Annotated in this window: 16 protein-coding genes and 2 tRNA genes; 7 read left to right on the top strand and 11 right to left on the bottom strand. The window is 62.0% G+C overall.

Translation table 11 applies throughout. The annotated features are described in order from the left end of the window. Positions 1 to 3: 3 nt before the first annotated feature. Complete coding sequence (locus tag AC0QUY_RS00920) at positions 4 to 864, bottom strand: class I SAM-dependent methyltransferase (protein ID WP_475385391.1); 861 nt, start codon at positions 862 to 864, stop codon at positions 4 to 6. A gap of 329 nt (positions 865 to 1,193) precedes the next feature. On the opposite strand from AC0QUY_RS00920, the gene AC0QUY_RS00925 reads away from it, so the two are divergent. Further along, on the top strand, positions 1,194 to 1,880 hold the full coding sequence (locus tag AC0QUY_RS00925; RefSeq protein WP_475385392.1) for a hypothetical protein: 687 nt from the start codon (positions 1,194 to 1,196) through the stop codon (positions 1,878 to 1,880). A 993-nt stretch (positions 1,881 to 2,873) separates the two neighbouring features. On the opposite strand, the gene AC0QUY_RS00930 is transcribed toward AC0QUY_RS00925, so the two are convergent. The 7 genes from AC0QUY_RS00930 to AC0QUY_RS00960 all read right to left on the bottom strand — a co-directional run bounded on the left by AC0QUY_RS00930 (position 2,874) and on the right by AC0QUY_RS00960 (position 10,824). Further along, positions 2,874 to 2,950, bottom strand: a tRNA-Val gene (locus AC0QUY_RS00930). A 373-nt stretch (positions 2,951 to 3,323) separates the two neighbouring features. Next, positions 3,324 to 3,725 (bottom strand): GFA family protein, encoded by a 402-nt coding sequence (locus tag AC0QUY_RS00935; protein ID WP_475385393.1) that lies wholly within the window; start codon positions 3,723 to 3,725, stop codon positions 3,324 to 3,326. A 106-nt stretch (positions 3,726 to 3,831) separates the two neighbouring features. After that, positions 3,832 to 6,258 carry an endopeptidase La gene (gene lon / locus AC0QUY_RS00940; protein ID WP_161854930.1) on the bottom strand — a complete coding sequence of 809 codons (2,427 nt, stop codon included), beginning with the start codon at positions 6,256 to 6,258 and terminating at the stop codon, positions 3,832 to 3,834. Between the two features lie 312 nt (positions 6,259 to 6,570). Then, complete coding sequence (gene clpX / locus AC0QUY_RS00945) at positions 6,571 to 7,845, bottom strand: ATP-dependent Clp protease ATP-binding subunit ClpX (RefSeq protein WP_057840487.1); 1,275 nt, start codon at positions 7,843 to 7,845, stop codon at positions 6,571 to 6,573. A gap of 429 nt (positions 7,846 to 8,274) precedes the next feature. After that, positions 8,275 to 8,910, bottom strand: coding sequence for an ATP-dependent Clp protease proteolytic subunit (locus AC0QUY_RS00950; protein ID WP_161854931.1), 636 nt, complete (start codon positions 8,908 to 8,910; stop codon positions 8,275 to 8,277). Positions 8,911 to 9,215: 305 nt separating this feature from the next. Continuing rightward, complete coding sequence (gene tig, locus AC0QUY_RS00955; RefSeq protein ID WP_475385394.1) at positions 9,216 to 10,574, bottom strand: trigger factor; 1,359 nt, start codon at positions 10,572 to 10,574, stop codon at positions 9,216 to 9,218. A gap of 165 nt (positions 10,575 to 10,739) precedes the next feature. Further along, positions 10,740 to 10,824 (bottom strand) — tRNA-Leu (locus AC0QUY_RS00960). A 349-nt stretch (positions 10,825 to 11,173) separates the two neighbouring features. On the opposite strand from AC0QUY_RS00960, the gene AC0QUY_RS00965 reads away from it, so the two are divergent. Together AC0QUY_RS00965 and AC0QUY_RS00970 are read left to right on the top strand one after the other, a co-directional pair. Continuing rightward, the gene (locus AC0QUY_RS00965; protein WP_475385395.1) at positions 11,174 to 12,265 is read left to right on the top strand and encodes a multicopper oxidase family protein; all 1,092 of its coding nucleotides are present in this window, start codon (positions 11,174 to 11,176) and stop codon (positions 12,263 to 12,265) included. A 10-nt stretch (positions 12,266 to 12,275) separates the two neighbouring features. Continuing rightward, the gene (locus AC0QUY_RS00970; RefSeq protein ID WP_475385396.1) at positions 12,276 to 13,361 is read left to right on the top strand and encodes an enolase C-terminal domain-like protein; all 1,086 of its coding nucleotides are present in this window, start codon (positions 12,276 to 12,278) and stop codon (positions 13,359 to 13,361) included. 88 nt (positions 13,362 to 13,449) lie between these two features. Here the strand turns inward: AC0QUY_RS00970 and AC0QUY_RS00975 are convergent, their stop codons facing one another. Continuing rightward, positions 13,450 to 14,949, bottom strand: a complete 1,500-nt coding sequence (locus AC0QUY_RS00975) for an NAD(P)H-hydrate dehydratase (RefSeq protein WP_475385397.1) — start codon at positions 14,947 to 14,949, stop codon at positions 13,450 to 13,452. A gap of 367 nt (positions 14,950 to 15,316) precedes the next feature. Here AC0QUY_RS00975 and AC0QUY_RS00980 point away from each other — a divergent pair, with 367 nt between their 5' ends. The 4 genes from AC0QUY_RS00980 (at position 15,317) to AC0QUY_RS00995 (ending at position 19,698) form a co-directional block, all read left to right on the top strand. Further along, positions 15,317 to 15,655, top strand: coding sequence for a P-II family nitrogen regulator (locus tag AC0QUY_RS00980; RefSeq protein ID WP_027537227.1), 339 nt, complete (start codon positions 15,317 to 15,319; stop codon positions 15,653 to 15,655). A gap of 150 nt (positions 15,656 to 15,805) precedes the next feature. Continuing rightward, complete coding sequence (glnA, locus tag AC0QUY_RS00985) at positions 15,806 to 17,215, top strand: type I glutamate--ammonia ligase (RefSeq protein WP_057858562.1); 1,410 nt, start codon at positions 15,806 to 15,808, stop codon at positions 17,213 to 17,215. 357 nt (positions 17,216 to 17,572) lie between these two features. Continuing rightward, complete coding sequence (locus tag AC0QUY_RS00990) at positions 17,573 to 18,160, top strand: TRAP transporter small permease subunit (RefSeq protein WP_475385398.1); 588 nt, start codon at positions 17,573 to 17,575, stop codon at positions 18,158 to 18,160. A gap of 2 nt (positions 18,161 to 18,162) precedes the next feature. Further along, on the top strand, positions 18,163 to 19,698 hold the full coding sequence (locus tag AC0QUY_RS00995; protein WP_475385399.1) for a TRAP transporter large permease: 1,536 nt from the start codon (positions 18,163 to 18,165) through the stop codon (positions 19,696 to 19,698). 50 nt (positions 19,699 to 19,748) lie between these two features. Here AC0QUY_RS00995 and AC0QUY_RS01000 read toward each other — a convergent pair whose 3' ends face one another. Next, entirely contained in the window at positions 19,749 to 20,864 is a 1,116-nt protein-coding gene (locus AC0QUY_RS01000) for a TRAP transporter substrate-binding protein (protein WP_475385400.1), read from the bottom strand. 147 nt (positions 20,865 to 21,011) lie between these two features. Then, a complete protein-coding gene (locus AC0QUY_RS01005) occupies positions 21,012 to 21,755 on the bottom strand; it encodes a C13 family peptidase (RefSeq protein ID WP_475385401.1) in 744 nt (247 codons plus the stop codon). Positions 21,756 to 21,946 lie beyond the last annotated feature (191 nt).

The raw sequence follows: 21,946 nt of genomic DNA on the forward strand, positions 1-21,946 counted from the left end.
CAGCTACGACGCCCTTGCCGTCACGATCCACACCGACGCCGGCAGCAGCACGGCATCGCCTTTCACAAACGGCGCCAGCGCTTCGCGGATGGAAGCCGCGGCGGCAACGCGCAGATGCTCCGGCTGCCCCTCCAGCGCCCGGCTCACCGGGCCGATCTCCAGCGCGCCCTGCACCGCGCCGTCGAGGCCGCGGCCGATCGCAGCGTCGAGCAACAGCGGACACGCTTCCAATTCCACTCCCGCAAATCCAGCCTCGCCCAGGATGCGGCGCACCCGCGCCTCGGCGGCGAACGCAAACGGCCCGGGATCTTCCGGCCCCAACTGCGGCAGTTTCGGCACGTGCTTATAAGCCGCCATCAGCGGCGCCATGAAAAACGGATTTTCGCGCGGCTCGCGCCAGCACGCGAACGCCAGCCGGCCCGACGGCTTCAGCGCTTTGCGCATATTCGAGAAGGACAGCGCCGGATCGGCAAAGAACATCACGCCGAACCGCGAGGCCAGCACATCGAAGCTCGCCGGCTCAAACGGATGGACGGTCGCGTCAGCCAGAACGAAATCGATCGGCAAGTCTTTGGGCGCAGCCTGCCGCGCCCGCTCGAGCATGGGGCCGGATACGTCGATGCCCAGCACGCGCCCCGATGGCGCAACTTTCAGCGCAAACGCAATCGCCGTGGCGCCGCTCCCGCACCCGACATCGATCACGCGCTCGCCGGGCTTCAGCTTCGCCCGATCGACGACGAGGTCGGCGACCGGCTTGAGCAGCACGTCCTGCGCCGCCTGACGATCCGCCCAGCGCTGGCCGGCTGGCCCGTTCCAGTAAGCGACCTGGTCGGCGTTTTGATCGTGGGGTTGCGGGATGTTCATCTGCGACGCAGCTCCACCTAGCGTCGAGGGACCGAACCTCGACAGTTTCGTTTTCACGGGCTCCAATATAACGATCCTAGCGCACCCGCCTTGCGATTGAAAATACCGCAACACAGACGAGCACGGCATTGCGTGAGTGCCGCGCCGATCACAAAATGGAAGGCGCAGCCGGCAGCGGCTCGCGACTCATGCCGGACGACTGATGCGTAACGCGGAATTAATCTCGTCACCCTATAATCTCAGGCAGTTGTAGTTGGGTGCCGCGTAGAGGAGCCGTCGCGACGGACCATCCGGCGACGGCTCCTTTTTTGTTCACTCATTTGCGAGTAATGCGCGTGACAGAGACACCGGAAAAGCAGAGCCAAACCGAACAGCCCGAATCTACGGCACCGAGCAAAAAATCGAGCAGGAAATCCATCCTGGCGCTGGCGGTGCTCGCCATTGGAATAAACAGTACTGCGGCCGTCTACACACTGTCGCCTTCCGACTTTGCTCTGCCTGATATCAGCGGCTTTGCTCTGCCTGATATCAGCAGTTTGGCCGAACTGCTTCCGCACCAGAAAGCTTCTGATCCAATACCGGATCCGGCTGTCGCCGCCTTGAAGGATATTCAGACGGTCCAGCAGCAACACGTTGCGTCGTTGCAAGAGAATAACTTCTTGTTGCAGCAAAACACAGCTCTTCTTCAGCAAGATTCAATTGCGCTTGCGTCTCTAAGGCAGAGCGTCGTGGATGAGCATACCGCTGTGAAGAAGATATCCGCTCAGATAGCGGACGAGCATGAAGACGTGAAGAAGATCTCTGCTCAGATTTCCAAACTCATTGCGAAGGTCGACACGCTGCAGAATGCAATGACCCCGGAAGTAACTTCCTCCATTTCAGCAAGGAACGCTCAAAACCGGCTATCCCGACCAATGCGCAAAAAGATGGTTCGGCAGTCTAAACCAGTTGGGCCTGTTTCGCTTGGAGGAGCGCCGCTAAGTTACCCGGCTACCACGCCAACACCACAAAGCTGAAGAACAAGAGAGCGAGGCGTGGCGCTTCGGTCCCGCGCCTGGACAGTCCGCCTTCGCTCTTCGAGCTTCGGCGCGACAGCCTTTTGCTTGCGCGGAGCAAATGCGGCGCCACTGCCGCAGCCGACATCGATGACGCGCTCGCCAGGCATCAGCGTCCATTTGCGCGCTTCTTCATCGATTTCGAACGTCCGTTGCGGATGTGCCAGACCGTTCACGCCGTATCACTGCCGCATCTTTGCCGTGATGCCACTACGTTCGTTCATCTACGCAGAGAAATAGCGTCATAAGTACATTTTCGTGCACTTCGTTCGGAACGATATCCCGCTTTTCGCGTGGTCTATTGCGCAAGACAATTGACCGACACTAGCAACTGGAGGGATCAAGATGAATGGGATGCGCAAATATGCATTCGGCGCCGCAGCGGCAGCCGCTCTTTTTGTAATTCCGATTTCGGCCTTTTCTCAAGCCATTGAGATCGGACCGGGAGGCGTCCGAGTAGATCGAGGAGGTGGGCGTTGCGAGCAACTAAGGCTTGCCTGCGAAAACAAGGACGCGCTGGGAGAGCGGGGCGAAGGAAATTGCCGCAGATATCGGGAGGCCTGCGGGCGACCAGTTCGCAGGGATGTGTGCGCCGAATTGAGATCTGCTTGCCTCAACAAGGATGCGTTAGGCGAACGCGGCGAAGGAAACTGCCGTCGGTATCGCGAGACTTGTAGAGGTCAGCTGTAGAGGTCGCTAAACCTCAGTCGCGGGGTGTTCCGGCATTCGCTCGGCGCCACCCCGCGCGCTGGTCCGCCGACCATTCCAGTTTGTGATCTCGCCGGCGTGTTGATCGTGGCTGGCGGCAACGACCAATGCGCGTTCGTTTCTTTGCGATCGGAGGATGGGGTTCAACTCGAACAAGTCCGCCTTCGCTCTTCGAGCTTCGGCGCGACAGCCTTCGCGCTTACGAGAGGGCTGGCTTGCCGAGCCGTAGCGCGTCAGCGCGAAGGCTGGTAGGCGGCGAGAGATTCGAACTCCCGACCCTCTCGGTGTAAACGAGATGCTCTAACCAGCTGAGCTAGCCGCCCTTGAACCGCCCCTATCTACCGCCCCGCACGGCATGAACGCAAGCGAGGCCGGCGACGACAAATGGCCCGAAACCGGCCAATTGCCGCGAAAATACCTGCCATACGGCGAGATCATGAAACCTTTTCGACCGCTTGCTGGACCAGCGCGGCTGGGGCCGCACCGGCGTGCTCTCGGACAACCCGGCGGTGCCTGAAAGCCGCCTGCTGCCGCCACCGGCCTCCGGGCCTACTACCGGCCTCACCAATATCTTGGCGATGCGACGATCCTCATGGCGGTCTGGCCGATCGGCGGCGCGGTCGAGGGCTTTCACGTCGTTCTGATCACGGTCAACCCGTCACTGCTGCGGCGCGTGTCACGCGCGATGGACTGAGTTTAGTCGGTCTCGCGCGCCGGCAATCCCCCGATATCGTTGATCCAGGGAGCCGCCGAGCGGCACCAGATTTGCCGCGCTGGCCTGAGCTGATCGCGCTGGCGGATGCTGCCCCAGCGGATGCCCCAATCGTCGGCCCCGCCCTCGCCGCTTGTAAACAACGGCGAGCCGCATTCGCTGCAGAAGTGCTGAAAGCGCGTCCGGCCGTTGTCGCCTCTTTTCGGATAGACTTTTGCTGGCGCGCCCGTCATTCGAACCTGGTCGGCGGAACAGATCACCGTCACCCGATACGGCGAGCCCGTCAGGTTCTGGCAATCGGTACAGTGACAGATCGATACTTTCGCAGGATCGATCTCGGCCCGATAGGTCACCCGCCCGCAATGGCATTGCCCGTCGATTTCCATCCCTCATCAACTCCGTCCGCCGGGCCGAGGTTCAAACCGAGGTCCGCTCCGCACAAACAAAAACGGCGCCCGAAGGCGCCGCTTTATCATATCGTGACGGATCGGCTTAGTGGGCGGTCAGGCCGCCGCCGGCTTCATCGCCTGCGTCGGGCTTCGCGACCACCTTGGCATCCTCTTCCCACACGATCGGCGTGGGCGTGCGGACCAGTGCCTTGGCGACCACCTCATCCAGCCTCGCGACCGGGATGATGTCCATGCCGCCCTTGATCGCATCGGAAATCTCCGTGAGATCCTTGGCGTTGTCCTCGGGGATCAGCACCGTCTTGATGCCGCCGCGGGCCGCAGCCAGCAGCTTCTCCTTCAGACCGCCGATCGGCAGCACGCGGCCGCGCAGCGTGATTTCGCCGGTCATCGCGACATCGTGGCGGACCGGAATGCCGGTCATGACCGAGATGATCGCGGTGGCCATCGCCACACCCGCCGACGGTCCGTCCTTCGGGGTTGCGCCCTCCGGCACGTGGACGTGGATGTCGCGCTTATCGAACAGCGGCGGCTCGACGCCGTAGTTGATCGCCCGCGAGCGGACGTAGGACGCCGCCGCCGAGATCGATTCCTTCATCACGTCGCGCAGGTTGCCCGTAACCGTCATCTTGCCCTTGCCGGGCATCAAGACGCCTTCGATCGTCAGCAGCTCGCCGCCGACATCGGTCCAGGCCAGGCCGGTGACGATACCGACCTGCGGCTCGCTGTCGATCTCGCCGAAGCGGTACTTTGGCACGCCGAGGAAGTCTTCGAGAGTCTTCTCGGTGACCTTGACCGACTTCTTCTTGGAGATCATCAGCTCCTTCACCGCCTTGCGGGCGAGTGTGGAGAGCTCACGCTCCAGATTACGCACGCCCGCCTCGCGGGTGTAGCGGCGGATCATCAACAGCAGCGCCTCGTCGTCGATCGACCATTCCTTGGAATCGAGGCCATGCTTGGAGATGGCGTTCGGGATCAGGTGCTTGCGCGCGATCTCGACCTTCTCGTTCTCGGTGTAGCCGGCGATCCGGATGATCTCCATGCGGTCCATCAAGGGTCCGGGAATATTCAGCGTATTCGCGGTCGTGATGAACATGACGTTCGACAGATCGTAGTCGACCTCCAGATAGTGGTCGTTGAAGGTCGAGTTCTGCTCGGGGTCCAAAACCTCAAGCAGCGCCGACGACGGATCGCCGCGGAAATCGGCGCCCATCTTGTCGATCTCGTCCAGCAGGAACAGCGGATTCGAGGTCTTCGCCTTGCGCATCGACTGGATGATCTTGCCGGGCATCGAGCCGATATAGGTCCGGCGGTGACCGCGGATTTCGGCTTCATCGCGCACGCCGCCGAGCGAGACGCGCACGAATTCGCGGCCCGTCGCCTTCGCGATCGACTTGCCGAGCGAGGTCTTGCCGACGCCGGGAGGCCCGACGAGACACAGGATCGGTCCGGTCAGCTTGTTGGCGCGCGACTGCACGGCGAGATACTCGACGATGCGGTCCTTGACCTTCTCCAGTCCGTAGTGATCGGAGTCCAGCACGGCCTGCGCCTGCTCGAGGTCCTTCTTGACCTTGGACTTCTTGTTCCACGGAATCGACAGCAGCCAGTCGAGATAGTTGCGTACGACGGTTGCTTCCGCGGACATCGGCGACATCTGGCGCAGCTTCTTCAATTCGTGCTGCGCCTTCTCCCGCGCTTCCTTGGAAAGCTTGGTCTTGGCAATCTTCTCTTCCAGATCGGCGAGCTCGTCGCGACCTTCGTCGTCGCCGAGTTCCTTCTGGATCGCCTTCATCTGCTCGTTCAGGTAATACTCGCGCTGGGTCTTCTCCATCTGGCGCTTGACGCGCGAGCGGATGCGCTTCTCGACCTGCAGCACCGAGATTTCGCTCTCCATCAGGCCCAGCACCTTCTCCAGGCGCTGCGTGACGGACAACGTCTCCAGGATGCCCTGGCGATCGGCGATCTTGACGGCCAGATGCTGCGCGACCTGGTCGCTGAGCTTGGCGAAGTCAGTGATCGCCTGAACCACGCCGACGACTTCGGCGGAGATCTTCTTGTTCAGCTTCACATAGCTTTCGAAGTCGGACACGACCGACCGCGCCAGGGCCTCGGCTTCAACCGAGTTGGCGTCGGTGTCGGCGAGCGCGATCGCGGTCGCTTCATAGTATTCGGTGCGGTCGGAATATTTCTGCACGCGCGCGCGCTCGAGACCCTCGACCAGCACCTTCACGGTACCGTCGGGCAGTTTCAGGAGCTGCAGCACGCTGGCAAGCGTACCGACCTCGTAGATCGATTCCGGGCTCGGATCATCGTCGGACGCATTCTTCTGCGTCGCGAGCAGGATCAGCGCGTCGTTCTTCATCACCTCTTCGAGGGCGCGGATCGATTTCTCGCGGCCGACGAACAGCGGCACGATCATGTGCGGAAAAACGACGATGTCGCGAAGCGGCAGCACCGGATACGAATGGCTTTCGCCGAGAACGATGGTTGGCCGGGTTTTTGGGGTCGTCATGGCCTATTCCTTCTGTTTTGCCCCCTTGCACGCAGTCCGCGTAGCTTGCGCAACCGCCACAAGGTGCCGGGATTTCCGGCTCGCCGGCCGCCCTTGCTGCCGTCTCTTACCGGATGATTTTGCGACGAATCTCGAACGTGATTTCCGCCACCACGGACATTAGGTGGCTATCGGGTATGGGGGTGTCAAGTCACGGAAAATCACCGCAAATTGCGGCTCAAACGCGCGAAAAACGCTTACGCCACTGTGGCCGCCGGAATCTCCGGCAGCCGTCCTTATTGGGGTAGTACAACCGAGGTATGGCGAGCGCGATCAGGCGCTGGCGCTGCTCTCGACGGCCCGGTCCGAACGGTCCGCATAGATGTAGAGCGGACGGGCAGTTCCCTCGACCACTTCGCGCGAGATCACGACCTCTTCGACGCCTTCCAGACCCGGCAGATCGAACATGGTCTCGAGCAGGATGGCCTCGAGAATGGAACGCAGTCCGCGTGCACCGGTCTTGCGTTCGATCGCCTTGCGGGCGACCGCGCCAAGCGCCTCGTCGGCGAAGGTGAGCTCGATGTTCTCCATCTCGAACAGCCGCTGGTATTGTTTCACCAGCGCGTTCTTCGGTTCGACCAGGATCTTCTTCAGCGAATTCTCGTCGAGATCCTCCAGCGTCGCGACCACCGGCAAGCGGCCGACGAATTCCGGGATCAGGCCGTACTTCAGGAGATCTTCCGGCTCGACGTGGCGGAAGATTTCGCCGGTGCGGCGGTCTTCGGGCGCCAGCACCTGGGCGGCGAAACCGATCGAGGTCGAACGTCCCCGCGCGGAGATGATCTTCTCAAGGCCTGAGAAGGCGCCGCCGCAGATGAACAGGATGTTGGTGGTGTCGACCTGCAGGAACTCCTGCTGCGGATGCTTGCGGCCGCCCTGCGGAGGCACGGAGGCGACTGTGCCTTCCATGATCTTCAACAGCGCCTGCTGCACGCCCTCGCCCGACACGTCGCGGGTGATCGACGGGTTGTCCGACTTGCGGCTGATCTTGTCGATTTCGTCGATATAGACGATGCCGCGCTGCGCGCGCTCGACATTGTAGTCGGCCGACTGCAACAGCTTCAGGATGATGTTCTCGACGTCCTCGCCGACATAGCCGGCTTCGGTCAGCGTCGTCGCATCCGCCATCGTGAACGGCACATCGAGAATGCGCGCCAGCGTCTGCGCCAGCAGCGTCTTGCCCGAACCGGTCGGACCGATCAGCAGGATATTCGACTTCGCCAGTTCGACGTCGTTGTGCTTGGTCTGGTGATTGAGGCGCTTGTAGTGGTTGTGGACGGCAACCGACAGCACCTTCTTGGCATGGCTCTGGCCGATCACGTAATCGTCCAGCACCTTGCAGATTTCCTTCGGCGTCGGAATCCCGTCGCGCGACTTCACGAGCGAGGACTTGTTCTCCTCGCGGATGATGTCCATGCAGAGCTCGACGCACTCGTCGCAGATGAATACGGTGGGACCCGCGATGAGTTTGCGGACTTCGTGCTGGCTCTTTCCACAGAACGAGCAATACAGCGTGTTCTTGGAGTCGCTCGTGCCAACCTTACTCATTCCTGTCTCCGTCCGCCGTTCGATCCGTTACCCGATCGACCCATTCCGGCACGTCACCGGACCTGAAGGTAGATAGAGCAAATTCCGTACCAGAAAAGACCCTAACTCAATTACGCACCGTGCTGCGAATCACGGCTCTAGAATCCCCCGCGATCTTAACCCAGTCCACACAGCCAACCATGCTGACACCCGACTATCAAGAATTCGCTAATCGGGGCCGGAATGGCTACCCGTGACAATACCGTGATTTGTGGCATTCGCACGGGGAGAAGTTGACAAAATCGACTGAGCGTTGCGCTTGTGCCACGCCGCAAAACCGGCACGAAAGCGGAACTTTCGGCCTGTGCAGCGCACAGGCCGCAGCTTTCGGCCATATTTGCCGATTCAACCAACCGTTAAGGTCAATGCGGGGTGTCGATACCCGTTACCTTACGGGACTTTCACAGGCGTCGCCTCTTCGGGACGCCTGTCGATCACCTTGTCAACGATACCGAAGTCGCGGGCCATCTCAGCGGTCAGGAATTTGTCGCGCTCCAGCGCATCCTCGATCGCCTTGTAGGTCTGGCCGGTGTGCTTCACGTAGATTTCGTTGAGGCGCTTCTTGAGATTCAGGATCTCCTGCGCGTGCAGCATGATGTCGGTGGCCTGGCCCTGGAAACCGCCGGACGGCTGATGCACCATGATGCGCGAGTTGGGCAGCGAGAAGCGCATGTCCTTTTCGCCGGCGGCGAGCAGCAGCGAGCCCATCGAGGCCGCTTGCCCGGTGCACAGCGTCGATACCGGCGGACGGATGAACTGCATGGTGTCGTAGATCGCAAGACCCGATGTCACCACGCCGCCGGGCGAGTTGATGTACATCGAGATTTCCTTCTTCGGATTTTCCGCCTCGAGGAACAGGAGCTGCGCGACTGTCAGCGTCGACATCCCGTCTTCGACCGGACCGGTCACAAAGATGATGCGCTCTTTCAGAAGCCGCGAGAAAATGTCGTAGGCGCGTTCGCCGCGGTTGGTCTGCTCGACCACCATCGGAACGAGGTTCATGTAGGTTTCAACGGGATCGCGCATTAGTCACCCCAAGGGTTAGTAGACGTTAGATCAAGTACGGGCGGCGGGGGCGTACATCCATCGGCAAGCCAAGCCTATCGGCATGATTGTCGCCCGCGGATAAACGTCCGTGATGCAGAATTTCAACTCGGAACTCGCGTTAGCGAGCCGTTCACAGATATGAGCCAATTTCCCGGCGACAAGGCCGGGCAATTGCGAGCCGAATGGAACGAGTTCAAGCTGATTCGCAGGCGATCTCATAGCGACGGATGCCGCCGCCGCTGCGCTTTCGCCGTTCATCATTAATGTCAGCCTGATCGAATCGATCAGGCTGCGCTCTTCTCGTCTTCTTCCTTGAACAGGTCCTCGCGCGAGACCTTCTTCTCGGTCACGTTGGCGAGTTCGAGGATGAAATCGACTACCTTGTCTTCATAAATCGGCGCACGAAGCTGGGCCAGCGCATTGGCATTGTTGCGATAGTAGTCCCAGACTTCCTTCTCGCGGCCAGGCATCGAACGCGCCCGCTCGATCACGGCGCGGCTGACTTCGTCGTCGGTCACGGTGATCTTGTTCTTCTCGCCGATCTCCGAGAGCACGAGGCCGAGCCGGACGCGGCGGTCGGCGATCTTCTTGTACTCTTCCTTGGCCGCATCTTCGGTGGTGTCCTCGTCGGCAAAGGTCTTGCCGGAGGATTCCATCTCGGCCTTGATCGAGTTCCACATCAGGTTGAACTCTTCCTCGATCAGCGACGGCGGCGCCTCGAATTTGTGGCTGTCGTCGAGACGATCGAGCAGCGCGCGCTTGACGCGCTGGCGCGTCGCGCCGGCGAACTCGGCGACCAGACGTTCGCGCGCGGCTTCCTTCAGCTTGTCGAGCGATTCCAGGCCAAGCGACTTTGCGAACTCGTCGTCGATGTTAGTCTCACCCGGGGCCTCGATCAGGGTTGCCGTGGTCTCGAACTCGGCCGGCTGGCCGGCGAGTTTCTCGCTGGCGTAGTTCTTCGGGAATGACACCTTCAGGGTACGGGTTTCGCCGGCGCCGATGCCGACGAGCTGTTCCTCAAAGCCCGGAATGAATTGTCCGGCGCCGATCACGACCGGGATGCCCTCGCCGGTGCCGCCGTCGAACAGTTCGCCGTTGATGGAGCCCTTGAAGCTGATGGTGACGCGATCGCCGTTCTCGGCCTTGGCGCCGTCGGCCTTCGCGGCATAGGGACGGTTGTTGTCGGCGATGCGCTTGATCGCTTCATCGACCTCGGCGTCGGTGACTTCGACCACCGGCTTCTCTACCGAGAAGGTCTTGAAATCCGCGAGCTGGATCGTCGGCACCACCTCGATCGCCACCGTGTAGGTCAGATCGCTCTTGCCGGCGAGCAGCTCCTCGACCTCTTTGGTCTCGGTGGGCATGGTGATCTTCGGCTCGGTCGCGAGACGGAAACCGCGATCGGTGAAGATCTGCGTGTTGGTGTCGCGGATGGTCTGGTCGATGGTCTCGGCCATCACCGAGCGGCCATACACCTTCTTCAGGTGGCTCACCGGCACCTTGCCGGGACGGAAGCCATTGATGCGCACCTTGTCCTTGAGGTCGACCAGCTTGGCATCCGCCTTGGCATCGAGATCCGATGCGGGAACGCTGACCTTGAACTCGTGCTTCAATCCCTCGGCGAGGGTTTCGGTGACCTGCATGGCGTCAATCTTCTTCCGCTTGCGCCGGGCCAGAGCGGCCCGGCAGTGTTCAAATGTTCGAGGCGTGGCTTGGCAAGCCTGACGCCGGTGGTTCGGCGGGCCTTGGCTCCCCAGCGGGGAGCGGGCCCTCCAGTATTCGTCATGCAAACGCTTGGATAGAGCGCTTGGTGCGGGCGGAGGGACTCGAACCCCCACAACTTTCGTCACTGGAACCTAAATCCAGCGCGTCTACCAGTTCCGCCACGCCCGCGTGAAAAGCATCCATACCCGGCCGCGATGCCGCGGGCGGCGGGCTTATAACATGAGCCTACACCTCCGCAGCAAAAAAATGGCCCTTTTTGACACCGCCGGGGCAAGGCGTCACAGCTGGACAGATAGACAAGAAAATGGTCCGGATCGGGCGCATGGCAAGCCCTAAATCAACGCTCGATCGACGCAAGCTGATGGCTGGTTTGGGCGGACTAGCTCTCGGCCAAGCGTGGCCGGCTGTGGGCCACGCCCAAAGCCGCGCGAGGGTCGCGATTCCAGCCCATGTGAGCAGTCTGCGCCTGCGCCCGGACGGCCCTACGACTGAGGTGTGGTCACTCGGAGAAGCGCCGTTGCAGTTGAAGCGGGGCCAATCCGCGGACGTTGAGGTCCGAAACGACCTTCCTGGAGGGGTCTACCTCAACTGGCGCGGTATCGATGCCGCGCCAGCGCTGGAGCCAATCCTGCCCAAGGACTCGATCGTGCCGAGCGGTCGATCGGCCACATTCAAACTGGATGCCCGCCATGCCGGAACCTTCGCCTGCGAGCTGATCTCATTCGGCGGTGCGCCAACCCCGCCGAGCCGGACCCTGCCTGTGATTATCGCCGAACCCGCGGCGGTTGCCGTAGATGGCGACCAGGTTCTGCTGATCGAAGAGTGGCGCCTGCGCGCTGACGGCAGCGCCATTCCTCCGGGCGCCGAATCAGAAAAAATCACGTCAATCTATACAGTTAACGGAAAGTCCTCGTTCGACATTTCAGTCAATAAGCACCAGCGGCTGAGACTCCGCTTCATCAACGGCTCGCAGCGGACGGTGATTGCGATCAAACTCGACGCCGTCGAGCTGCGGGTGATGGCCATCGACGGGCAGCCGGCCGAGCCATTCCCGGCCCGAAATGGCGCGGTGGTGCTGCCACCGGGCGGTCGGCTCGATGCTTTTGTCGATGCGACCGCGCCATCGTCGATCCTCCTGCACGACGGCAAGGAAGCCCGCGTCATCGGCAAGCTAGCGCTCTCCGCGGAGCCACCGGTCCGAAACGAGCCCTTGCCTCCCGCCCCTTCGTTGCCGTCCAATGGACTACCGGCCAAAATCGATCTGAAAAACGCGCTTCGTTTCGAGATCCCGGTGGGCGAACCCGATCTCCTCGGCTTTTTTACCGGAAGGCCCCCTGCTTTCCAGGCCAAGCTGGGTCGGCCCGTGGTGTTGGCCCTGACCAACCGCGCCTCGGTGGCCCATGTGCTCCACCTGCACGGCCATCACTTCCGCCTGCTCGACCGGCTTGATGACGGCTGGAAGCCGTTCTGGCTGGATACGCTAGCCATAGAACCCGGCCAGACCCAACGCATCGCCTTCCTTGCCGAACATCCGGGGGGCTACCTGATTGAATCGGTCGCGACCGACTGGTCTGCGATCCGGATGTTGCGGTGGTACAGTGTCGCGTGAGGAAACGACCATGAGCAAACCCGTTCCCGCCATCCGCAGCGTAAGAGCGCGAGCGCTCGTCGTGCCGCTCGCGCGCCCCGTGAAGAACGCCTTTGGCGTGATCGATGTCGGACCGCTGGTCCTGATCGACGTCGAGACCGATCAGGGCGTCACCGGCCGCTCCTATATTTTTGCCTACGCAAAACTGACGCTGAAGCCGCTGGTGCATCTGATCGAGGAGATCGGCCGCGAGCTCGTTGGCAAACCGGTCGCGCCCTACGACCTGATGAAGGCGATGGACGCCAAATTCCGCCTGCTCGGCTGGCAGGGCCTCGTCGGCATGGCGGTATCAGGCCTCGATATGGCCTATTGGGACGCGCTCGGCCAGATGGCCAGTCGGCCGGTGGCCGAATTGCTCGGCGGTTCGCCGAAACCGATCATGGCCTATGATAGCTACGGCGTGGTCGATCCGGTCGCCGACGAACGCGCGCTGCGCCATTCGCTCGAACAGGGTTTTCGCGGCATCAAGATCAAGGGCGGCGACGGCGATGCCGCCAATGACGAACGCGTCGTCAAGGGCGTGCGCGCGCTGATCGGCCCCGACGTCGCGCTGATGATCGACTTCAACCAGTCGCTCGATCCCGCGGAAGCCACGCGCCGCATCGCCCGCCTCGAGCCCTACGATTTGCACTGGATCGAAGAACCGGTGCCGCAGGAAAATCTCTCGGGACACGCAAAAGTGCGCGAGATGTCGTCGACGCCGATCCAGGCCGGCGAGAACTGGTGGTTCCCGCGCGGTTTTGCCGAGGCGATCGAGCTAGGGGCCAGCGACTTCATCATGCCCGATCTGATGAAGTGCGGCGGCGTCACGGGCTGGCTGCAGGTGGCAGCCCAAGCCGAAGCTGCCAACATCCCGATGTCGAGCCACCTGTTCGCCGAAGCCAGCGCCCACATGCTGGCGGTGACGCCGACCGCGCACTGGCTCGAATTCCTCGACTTCGCCAGCGTGATCCTCACCCACCCGGCCAGGATCGTTGACGGAACAGTCACGGCGCGAGGGCCGGGTCTCGGGCTGGAATGGAATGAGATGGCGGTGGCGAAATATCTGATCACGTAGGATGGGTGGAGCGAAGCGATACCCATCATCTGTCCGCGCGCCGGAATTGATAGGTTTCGCTACGCTCTACCCATCCTACAAAACCAAATTAATACTCGATCCCGAACTCGTCATAGAGCCGGCGGAACACGGCGGGCAGCACTTCCGGCAGGTCTTCCGCAATCAGCCCCGGCCCCGCTTCGCCCGCGGCTTCGCCATGCAACCAGACGCCGATGCTGGCGGCCTCATAGGCCGGCACGCCCTGCGCCAGCATTCCTGCGATCATGCCGGCCAGCACGTCGCCCGCTCCCGCCGTCGCGAGCCAGGGCGGCGCGTTGGAGGCGATGCTGGCGCGGCCGTCGGGCGAGGCCACCACCGTGTCCGGCCCCTTCAGCAGCACCACGGCGCCGCAGCGTTCGGCGGCATCGCGCACGCGTTCGAGCTTGGAGCGGCCGGGATGCTTGTTGCTGATATCGCTGAACAGGCGCGGAAACTCGCCTTCATGCGGGGTCAGCACGACCTGTGGATCCGCGCTCGCCCTGATCTGCTCAAACAGCCGCTCGGGCGCTTCGGCAAAACTCGTCAGCGCGTCTGCGTCGAGCACCAGACCGCGTTTCGCCGACAGCGCGGTATGGACCAGATCGCGCGTGCGCTCGCTAACGCCGGCGCCCGGGCCGATCACCACGGCATTGAGCCGCCTGTCGCCGAGCAGTTCGGCAAATTGGATGACGTTGTCGACCGCGCGGACCATCACCGCCGTCAGCGCCGCGGCATTGACGGCCAGCGCATCACGGGGCGACGCCACGGTGACGAGCCCCGCCCCTGCCCGCAGCGCCCCACGTGCCGCGAGCCTCGCCGCGCCGGTCGACGCCAGTTCGCCCGACAGCACGACCGCATGGCCGCGGGCATATTTGTGACCGTCGATATCGGGCACAGGGAAGGATTTTTGCCAGCTCTGCGGAACATTCTCGAATGTCTGTGGCCGGATCTCCTCGAGCACATGCGCCTCGATGCCGATCTCGGCGACGCGCACGCGGCCGCAATGCTTGCGACCGGGCATCAGCAGATGCGCCGGCTTGCGCCGGAAGAAGGTCACGGTCTCCACGGCGTTGATCGCAGCGCCCATCACCGCGCCGCTCGTGCCGTTGATGCCGCTCGGCAGGTCGACGGCGAGCACGGGCGCGCCGTTGGCGTTGATCGCCTCGATCATCTCGAGCGGATCGCCCTTGACGGGACGGTTGAGCCCGGCGCCGAACAGCGCGTCGATGATCAGCGCCGGCTTGCCGATCGCCTGCGGGTTGAACGGCAGCACCGGATACTTCCAGCCGCGAGCAGCGAGCGCCGCGTCGCCCTGCAGGCTGTCGCGCTCGCAGAGCAGGATGACGGAGACATCACGGCCACGCGCGGCGAGTTCGGCCGCCGCGACAAAACCGTCGCCGCCATTATTGCCGCGGCCGGCGACCACCACGATCGGCCCCTCCTCGACCAGATCCATGGCGGCTTCGGCCACGGCCTGGCCGGCGCTCATCATCAGCGCGAAGCCGGGCGTGCCGGCCGCAATCGTCAGCCGGTCGGCACGCTCCATCTCAGTCGTAATCAGAACTTCCATGCCGAATCCTCGATCCGTCAGCCTTTTCTGGAGGCATAACCCGCAACGCCCCACGGCCCGCTTCGCCCCACCTGCATACGAATTGATCGGTTTGCCTATTTTGTAAGCTTCGCTATCATGCAGCGTCCGGCTCAACCTCTTCCATTTGCCTGTTAATAGTCTGATAACATTCCGAAATCAGCCGCATTAACAACTTGGCATAGACCCTGCTTTTGAGGAAGCCGGTTAGGATACCAAGCTCAGGATCTTCGCAGCATGCGATAAATCATGGGCATTCCGGCGTTGCCGGATGCAAGGATCAAACCAGACAGGCCGCCTCGCGCGACAACGAAACTATCTGCAATTTGGAAATGCCGGGAGGCGCTCTGTGAAGAAGATTGAAGCCATCATCAAGCCATTCAAGCTCGACGAGGTGAAAGAGGCGCTTCAGGAAGTCGGACTGCAGGGTATCACCGTCACCGAGGCCAAGGGTTTCGGCCGGCAGAAGGGACACGCCGAACTCTATCGCGGTGCGGAATACATCGTCGACTTCCTGCCCAAGGTGAAAATCGAGATCGTGATTTCGGACGAGCTGGTCGAGAAGGCGATCGATGCGATCCGCCGCGCCGCCCAGACCGGGCGCATCGGCGACGGCAAAATCTTCGTCTCGAATATCGAGGAAGCGATCCGGATCAGAACCGGAGAATCCGGGCTGGACGCTATCTGAGCCGGGTGCTATCCCGAATTTTGCGACTAAAAACCAAGAAAAGGGCTGCTTCGGCGGCCTGATTTCGTTCGCGATACCACCACCGATCGTCGGCGAAGTCTCGTTGTCGCTCAATTCCTGGAAACCGTCCCGCAGCCAAAAGGGGTATTCATGAAGACCGCCAAAGACGTCCTGAAATCGATCAAGGACAACGACGTCAAATACGTCGACCTGCGCTTCACCGATCCGCGCGGCAAGTGGCAGCACGTCACCTTCGACGTCAGCATGATCGAAGAGGATACCTTCGCCGAAGGTCAGATGTTCGACGGCTCCTCGATCGCCGGCTGGAAGGCGATCAACGAATCCGACATGTGCCTGATGCCCGACCCCGTCACTGCGACGATCGACCCGTTCTTCGCCGAGACCACGATGGTCATCATCTGCGACGTGCTCGAGCCGACCACCGGCGAGCCCTACAACCGCGACCCGCGCGGCATGGCCAAGAAGGCCGAGGCGATGGTGAAGTCGATGGGCGTCGGCGACACCGTGTTCTTCGGCCCCGAAGCCGAGTTCTTCGTGTTCGACGACGTTCGCTTCCAGACCACCCCCTACAACACCGGCTTCAAGCTGGATTCGTCGGAATTGCCGACCAATTCGGACACCGAGTATGAGGGTGGCAATCTCGGTCACCGGATCCGCACCAAGGGCGGCTATTTCCCGGTGCCGCCGCAGGACTCGGTGCAGGACATGCGCTCGGAAATGCTCGGCGCGATGGCCAAGATGGGCGTCAAGGTCGAGAAGCATCACCATGAGGTCGCTTCCGCCCAGCACGAGCTCGGCATGAAGTTCGACACCATGACGCTGATGGCCGACCAGATGCAGATCTACAAATACTGCATCCATCAGGTAGCCCACATCTACGGCAAGACCGCCACCTTCATGCCGAAGCCGGTCTACGGCGACAACGGCTCGGGCATGCACTGCCACCAGTCGATCTGGAAGGGCGGCAAGCCGGTATTCGCCGGCAACAAATACGCCGACCTCTCGGAAACCTGCCTCCACTACATCGGCGGCATCATCAAGCACGCCAAGGCGATCAACGCCTTCACCAACCCGTCGACCAACTCCTACAAGCGCCTGGTCCCGGGCTATGAAGCCCCCGTGCTGCTCGCCTATTCCGCGCGCAACCGCTCGGCCTCCTGCCGCATTCCCTACACGGCGAACCCGAAGGCCAAACGCGTCGAAGTCCGCTTCCCCGACCCGATGGCCAACCCCTATCTCGGCTTCGCCGCGATGCTGATGGCCGGCCTCGACGGCATCAAGAACAAGATCGATCCGGGCCCGGCGATGGACAAGGACCTCTACGATCTGCCGAAGGAAGAGCTGAAGCAGATCCCCACCGTGTGCGGTAGCTTGCGCGAGGCGCTGGAAAACCTCGACAAGGACCGCGCGTTTCTGAAGAACGGCGGCGTGTTCGACGACGACTTCATCGACAGCTTCATCGAGCTGAAGATGACCGAGGTCGAGCGCTTCGAGATGACCCCGCACCCGGTCGAGTTCGACATGTATTATTCGCTGTAAGACTCGGCGGATCCCCGCCGGTCTCACTGCCCGAGAAATGCGAAAGGCGCTCCGTATGGGGCGCCTTTTGTTTTGAGGGCGGCGTGACTGCAACGACCAACCACGTCCGCGCCGTACCTCAGCGAGCGGAGGCGAAAACGACTACAGCGAGCGGAGGCGAAAACGACTACCAAGGCGCCGACCGGATAGCCGTCCGCGCTCCTGGGGGCGGCTGCGACGGCTACCAGCCGCTGGCGCCGAGATCGCCGCTAAAGTAACATTCCACCGGCCCCGCTCGACGGGGCTGATCGGTCGCACTGGATGGTGCGGCCGGTTTTTCACGGGGTCTACGACAGCGCTGCCTCTGAGGGTCAGTTGATGGCCACTGTAATGACCAGCGTCTCCTCTCCGCCAAAGCCGCCCCCTCCCCGGGGCTATTTGGCCGTTATCCGCACCATCGACAAGTTCACGGAGTGGACCGGTCATCTCTTCGTGCTCTTCATCATTCCGCTGGTGTTAGCCAACGTTTTCGAGGTTTTCGCCCGGTACTTCCTCAGAAGCCCCACCGTCTGGGCGCTCGACGTAACGACGATGTCCTATGCGGCGCTCTTCATGCTGGGATCGGCGCTGGCGCTTCTGAAGGGTGCTCACGTCCGCACCGACATGCTCTGGGACGGGTTCTCGGATCGGACCAAAGGCATGATCGACAGCCTCGCCTTCATCCTGTTCTTCCTGCCGACGATGGCTGTGCTGTTCTACATCTCGATCGATGACTTCCTTTACTCGATCTCGATCGACGAGCGCTCGAGTTCCGGGGCCTGGACGCCGATATTGTGGCCGCTGCGCGGGGTTATCCCGCTCACCGCCTTCATGCTGTCCCTGCAGGGCATCTCAGAGCTCATGAAGAGCCTGTGGGCATGGCGCACCGGCGAGTTCCTGACCAGGCACGAGAAGATCGAGGTCTGAACATGAGCTATTCGGAGCTCCTCGGCCTCATCATGCTGGTCTGCATGGTGGCCGTCATCTTCATCGGCTTCCCGATCTCCTTCACGCTGCTGTTTCTCGCCATCATCTTCGGCGGCCTGGGATTAGGCTGGGAGCAGACCTTCAATCTGAGTTACCTGCAGATCTGGGGCACGATGAAGGACGAGATCTTTCCGGCCGTGCCGTTGTTTATCTTCATGGGGTACATGACCGAACAGGCCGGGCTGATGGAGCGCCTGTTCGGCGCGATGCGCAGCCTGCTTGCACCGGTACGTGGCTCGCTTTATTTGGCGGTGATCCTGACGGCGACCATCTTCGCCATGGCGACGGGCATCGTCGGCGCCGCCGTCACGGTGCTCGGCATCATGGCCGCGCCGATGATGATCAAGAGCGGCTACGACGCCCGGCTGTCCGCGGGCGCCATCGCTGCCGGCGGCACGCTCGGAATTCTCATTCCGCCCAGCATCATGTTGGTGGTGATGGGCCCGGTCATGGGCGTTCCCGTCAACCTGCTTTACTCGGCGGCGTTCGGCCCGGGCTTCCTGCTCGCCGGCTGCTACATCGCCTACACGCTGACCCGAAGCTTCCTCAACCCGAAGCTCGGCCCGGCCATGACGATGGAGGAGCGCGAGACCGCCTACAAGGAGATGACCACTGAAAGGGTGGGAATGCCGGTATTGATCCTGGCGCTTCTCTGCCTCGTGGCGATTGTCTATCTGCTCATCTATCTGCTGCTCGGCGTTACCCGCGCCCCGTCTCTTGCGGTGACGATCGGCGGGATCAGCGTGTCGGTTGCGGCGCTGCTGCCGTCGCTGCTGGCGGCGTGGGCCTACGTCCGCAACGCCTATTTCCGGGCTGTCGTGCTGGGTATCGCACCGCTGAGCGCGCTGATCGGCTTTACGCTTGGCACCATTGTCGGCGGCCTGGCGACGCCGACCGAGGCCGCCTCCTGTGGAGCCTTCGGCGCCGCCATCCTGGCGCTCGTGTATCGCCGGCTCAGCCTGCAGTCGCTCACCAACGCGGGCATCGGCACGATGGTGACCTCCGCGATGGTGCTGTTCCTGGCAGTGGCCTCAACCGTGTTCGGCGCCGTCTTCACCAAGCTCGGCTCGGCCAACCTGATCACCAACTACCTGCTCGCCGTTCCCTTGGGCGACTGGTGGAAGCTCGCTCTCATCATGGCGATCTTCTTCGTGCTCGGATGGCCGTTCGAATGGCCCGTGATCATCCTGGTGTTTCTGCCAATCGCCCTGCCGGTGGTGGAAAAGCTCCAATTGGGCCTCGGCAAGCTCGACCTGCTGATCTGGTTCGGCACGCTCACCGCCGTCAACATGCAGACTGCGTATCTCAGTCCGCCCGTCGCTATGTCGGCCTATTATCTGCGCAACGTCGTGCCGAACTGGAGTCTCTCCACGATCTACAAGGGCATGGCCGACTACATGGTGATCCAGGTCTTCGTCATCATCCTGCTGCTGGTGTGGCCGCAAATCGCGCTGTGGCTGCCGCATGCGGTGAGATAGCAAGAAGGGCGGCGCTGCCGCCGCCCCTCGATTTGAATGCTCCCCTGCTGCTACTTGCCCTCCTTTGGCGGCCAGTAATAGTCCGCCTGAAAAGCGTAGGGCGGGAACATGAAGCGCTTGGCAGGCACCACCTTGCCGGCATAGGCCTTCTGAGAATCGTAGACCTTCTTGAAGAAAGGATTCTTGGCCGACTCGGCGGCAGCGAATTCATCCCAGGTCTTGAGGAAGGCCTGGTTGATCTCGGCCGGCGTGGTCAGCAGCTTCACGCTGTGCTTCTCAGCGAATTCGGCAATCGCGTCCGCGTTCTGCCGCTGATAACTCGCCCACCAGCGGAGAAACGTTTCCGAAAGCGCCGACTTGATGGCCTCCCTGTTCTGGTCCGGCAGGCTGTCCCAAACGTCCTTGTTGAAGGCCATCTCGGCCACGGATGCGCTCTCGTGCATGCCGGGCGTGTAGTGGAACTTCCACACGGTGTGCAGCCCGAGCCGCTGATCCTCGACACCGCCGACCCACTCGGCACAGTCGATGGTACCGCGCTCAGCCGCCGGCAGGATCTCACCGCCCGGCATGTTGACGACGGCCATGCCCATCTTCGAATAGAGTTCGGCAACGATGCCCGTCTGTCGGCACTTCATGCCCCGGAAGTCATTGAGGTCCTTGATCGGACGCTTGAACCAGCCGAGTGCCTGCGGGCTCGGCGGCATGCTGGGGAATGCGACCAGGTTGAGCTTGAGCTCCTTCTGGTAGAACTCGTTCCACAGATCGAGGCCCCCGCCCTCGTATACCCAGCCGATGAAGTCGACAGGATCCATGCCGGCAATACCGGCAGGCGTATTGGCGAACAGGGTCGCAGCCTTGTTCTTGCCGAACCACCAGTAGGAGATGCCCCAGGCGCCATCGATAACCTTCTTGTGCGCTGCGTCGAGAATCTCGAACGGCGGGACGATCGCACCGCCCGGCAGCGCCTCGATCTTGAGCTGGCCCGCCGTCAACTTGTCCACCCGGTCAGCGAAGAACTTCAAGGCATCCTGCGCCGTGGACGACGGGGGCACTGCCGATTGGACCTTTAGTGTTCGAGCCTGCTGCGCGTGCGCCGTGACGGCGAGCGCCAATGTGGCAGAGACAGCAACGACCAGAGCCGTCCCCGTAAGCGAGCTGATTTTCATTGCCTACCTCCCTCTAGCGTTTAAGTGTCTACCTCCCTCTAACAATGTGCAGGCGAGCCCATCGGCGTTCTGCCGGCGAACAATCCTATCGCAGATGGGGCGGCTTGGCTGCACATAATGCGCCCCAACAGCTCGTTGGCCGGCCGCTCAGGGGCGCGCAATGAGCAACGGCTGTACGTTTTCGCCGCCTGACATCAGGGGATTTGACGGCTCGAAGCGCTCGCGCAGTTCTCGCTTTCTGACGAGTGCGCGCGCAGCAACAAAAGCGTCCTTCAGGGTGTCAGCCCTCCGGAGTGCGACATTGAAGAAGGCATTTCCGAAATAGGTCCACTTGGCTTTGTCCTCGCAGCCGAATGACGGGTGGTCGGCATCGGCCGCCGTGATGACGAGTGTATCGGGGTTCGCGAGACGAGGAATAAAGACCCCGGAATAGCAGGCCGAGATGACCACCACTTTGTATCGCATGCCGGTACGCGCCAGCATGTGGGCGAGATTGGACGGCGTGAGCGTTTGCTCAAGCCGGCCCGCTTTGACTGCGAGGCCTTCGCGCGAGCCATGCGAGGTCAGGATCAACAGCAGAATGTCATTCTTGACGTCCATCCCATTGGCCGCCGCCTGCAGGGACGTGGCCAGGCCTTCAATCGTTGCACCTCCGCCTTTCTTCGAATTGTATTGCACGCGGATCGGGTCGCCTCCGAAGCGAGCTGCTACGACCTGTGCTGCGCCGGTCGCCTCGCTTCTAAACACGCCCTGATCGCCGAAAAGTCCGAAGGACACCACGCTCAGCTTGCGCGCAGCCTCAGCGGCGTGCACTGGCGAAACCGACGGCGCAACGGTCACGACAAAAGCGACGAGCAGCGCGCTGAGCTGGTTCATCCAGCGTGGGTACACGGCTTCACCTCCCAATCGGCCTCCTGCTCCAAGGCGCCGCAGTGAGGCGCCTGGATGCCGGCCATCATCCTCACTCATGAGCGTTCCAGTCTGCCGATCCGGATCGGACACGTCGCTGCCCCCGGTCCTGTAGGGCCATTATAGCCCGGAACGGGGACCTGGAACGGGAACATCGCAATGTCGCCGCGCGT

The sequence above is a fragment of the Bradyrhizobium sp. WYCCWR15520 genome, assembly GCF_056174665.1.

Excerpts from the sequence above, each read along its gene's own strand:
- AC0QUY_RS00920 (WP_475385391.1), bottom strand. The coding sequence starts at position 864 with ATGAACATCCCGCAACCCCACGATCAAAACGCCGACCAGGTCGCTTAC.
- AC0QUY_RS00925 (WP_475385392.1), top strand. The coding sequence starts at position 1,194 with ATGCGCGTGACAGAGACACCGGAAAAGCAGAGCCAAACCGAACAGCCC.
- AC0QUY_RS00935 (WP_475385393.1), bottom strand. The coding sequence starts at position 3,725 with ATGGAAATCGACGGGCAATGCCATTGCGGGCGGGTGACCTATCGGGCC.
- lon (WP_161854930.1), bottom strand. The coding sequence starts at position 6,258 with ATGACGACCCCAAAAACCCGGCCAACCATCGTTCTCGGCGAAAGCCAT.
- clpX (WP_057840487.1), bottom strand. The coding sequence starts at position 7,845 with ATGAGTAAGGTTGGCACGAGCGACTCCAAGAACACGCTGTATTGCTCG.
- AC0QUY_RS00950 (WP_161854931.1), bottom strand. The coding sequence starts at position 8,910 with ATGCGCGATCCCGTTGAAACCTACATGAACCTCGTTCCGATGGTGGTC.
- tig (WP_475385394.1), bottom strand. The coding sequence starts at position 10,574 with ATGCAGGTCACCGAAACCCTCGCCGAGGGATTGAAGCACGAGTTCAAG.
- AC0QUY_RS00970 (WP_475385396.1), top strand. The coding sequence starts at position 12,276 with ATGAGCAAACCCGTTCCCGCCATCCGCAGCGTAAGAGCGCGAGCGCTC.
- AC0QUY_RS00975 (WP_475385397.1), bottom strand. The coding sequence starts at position 14,949 with ATGGAAGTTCTGATTACGACTGAGATGGAGCGTGCCGACCGGCTGACG.
- glnA (WP_057858562.1), top strand. The coding sequence starts at position 15,806 with ATGAAGACCGCCAAAGACGTCCTGAAATCGATCAAGGACAACGACGTC.
- AC0QUY_RS00990 (WP_475385398.1), top strand. The coding sequence starts at position 17,573 with ATGGCCACTGTAATGACCAGCGTCTCCTCTCCGCCAAAGCCGCCCCCT.
- AC0QUY_RS00995 (WP_475385399.1), top strand. The coding sequence starts at position 18,163 with ATGAGCTATTCGGAGCTCCTCGGCCTCATCATGCTGGTCTGCATGGTG.
- AC0QUY_RS01000 (WP_475385400.1), bottom strand. The coding sequence starts at position 20,864 with ATGAAAATCAGCTCGCTTACGGGGACGGCTCTGGTCGTTGCTGTCTCT.